The 1,689-nt window shown below is 37.3% G+C and carries 3 protein-coding genes; all 3 read left to right on the plus strand.

The features are described from left to right. The first annotated feature begins 522 nt into the window (after nucleotides 1-522). Genes A9G30_RS08435 through A9G30_RS13230 form a run of 3 tightly spaced genes read left to right on the plus strand, consistent with a single transcriptional unit; the run spans nucleotide 523 to nucleotide 1,433 of the window. The gene (locus A9G30_RS08435; RefSeq protein WP_065588661.1) at nucleotides 523-864 is read left to right on the plus strand and encodes an RHS repeat domain-containing protein; all 342 of its coding nucleotides are present in this window, start codon (nucleotides 523-525) and stop codon (nucleotides 862-864) included. Nucleotides 865-886: 22 nt separating this feature from the next. Further along, nucleotides 887-1,255, plus strand: coding sequence for a hypothetical protein (locus A9G30_RS08440; RefSeq protein WP_141672048.1), 369 nt, complete (start codon nucleotides 887-889; stop codon nucleotides 1,253-1,255). A 25-nt stretch (nucleotides 1,256-1,280) separates the two neighbouring features. Then, nucleotides 1,281-1,433 (plus strand): hypothetical protein, encoded by a 153-nt coding sequence (locus A9G30_RS13230; RefSeq protein WP_218057796.1) that lies wholly within the window; start codon nucleotides 1,281-1,283, stop codon nucleotides 1,431-1,433. The last annotated feature ends 256 nt before the right edge of the window (nucleotides 1,434-1,689 follow it).

Below are 1,689 nucleotides of genomic sequence, written 5' to 3' on the forward strand. Positions count from 1 at the left end.
AATTATATTGTTATCAACAATTCTATTTATGATTGATTAAATATATTTTAAAAAATCCAATGTGAGGAATTATTTTGTATTTATTTAGGAGTATGACTTAGATAAAACAGAAAGTATTATGGATCTAGCAATGGCTCAAGGGTAGATGCTTTTAACGAATAAGAGCCAGTCAAACTTGAATTAATTAGAAGTGTACTAGCAAAAAATATCTGGGCAAGCAAACACAGAGAAGAATACAGCAACCACAACCTGATCCGCTGTAACTAGCTACTTAAATTCAGAGACCAGAGCTACCGCTACGATGAGTACGGTCGAACCCAGAGCAAACAAACCATCGGCTCTACCCTGTACTACCACTACGACGTCGAACACCGCCTGAACAAAGTACGCATCGAACAATCAGACCGCAGTTAGCGTTACGGCTACATCTACAACGCCCTTGACCGGCGTATCGAAAAACATCAGCTAGACAACGCAGGCAAACCCTGCAACCGTACCCGCTTCCTGTGGGACGGGTTAAGAATGATTCAGGAAACCAGCCTGAATCAGCACAGCAGCCTGTATATCTATACCGACCAGAACAGCTACGAACCACTGGCACGCATAGACAAAAGAGGTAATGATCCTGAAAAAGTCATGTACTTCCACACTGATCTGAATGGGTGTCCGGAAGAGTTGACTGACGAAAACGGTAAAATACTGTGGGAATGCAGCTATCAGTTCTGGGGTAAACGGATTCATGAAATCGAACATCACTCAATAGAGCAAAACCTCAGATATCATGGACAATATTTAGACAGAAAAACCGACTTACATTACAATACCTTCAGGTATTATGATCTTGATATAGGACGCTTTACCTAGCCTGAGCCAATCGGGCTGATTGGTGACTTTAATCTGTATCAGTATGCGCCTAAATGGGTTGACTTGGATTGATCCGTGGGGACTTTCTGCTTATGCGCCGACCCATCATCTTGCCACAAACAAACACTCTTATTGGTCTGATCTATTTAGAGGCCTATTTAAAAAGAATGGGCTGGGTAAGTTTAAGAATGGAAATTGGCGAAAGGATGTTTTTAATGATCCACTAAATAAAATAGATGTTCTAGGACATAAAGGTCTATACCCAGAAGAAATGCATCAAGAAATATATAAACGTTTAAAACAAGCTAGTGATAAAAGTCCAGAAGCATTTAAAGAAGCTTTAGCAGAACTTGGTAAAGAAGCTGTGTCCCCCCAATTCATGGTTAAATAAAATATTAACTAAGAGTGATTAATAAATGAAATACTTTAAACTGAATCCAAATGTTAACAGCAAAAAGTGGCGAGGATGTATTATTCCACGTGATGAGTTGATTGATGATGGAGGTAATGTAATTCCCGTTGATTTTTTGTCTTTAATAAAAATACCTACAAACAAAAAGCTTTTTTAAAAAAAATTAAGGGATGGGTATTTCTCACCAATAAGTACAATTGGAGCTAAATATCTCCTTTTTGATAGTAAAATTAATAAAATAAACAATATATCAGGTAATGGTGTTAAATTAATTCTTATTTCTGATAGTGAGAAGCCAGAAAAAACATATTTAATAATGTACCCTTTTGAATGTGTTGATTGTGTTAACTGGGATTTATCTGAAATAGACTTATGGCCATCAGGCTATGTTCCAAAAGAATGGGAATCAAAAC

The sequence above is a fragment of the Gilliamella sp. Fer4-1 genome (genome assembly GCF_001690515.1).
GTDB classification, from domain to species: Bacteria; Pseudomonadota; Gammaproteobacteria; order Enterobacterales; family Orbaceae; genus Gilliamella; species Gilliamella apicola_C.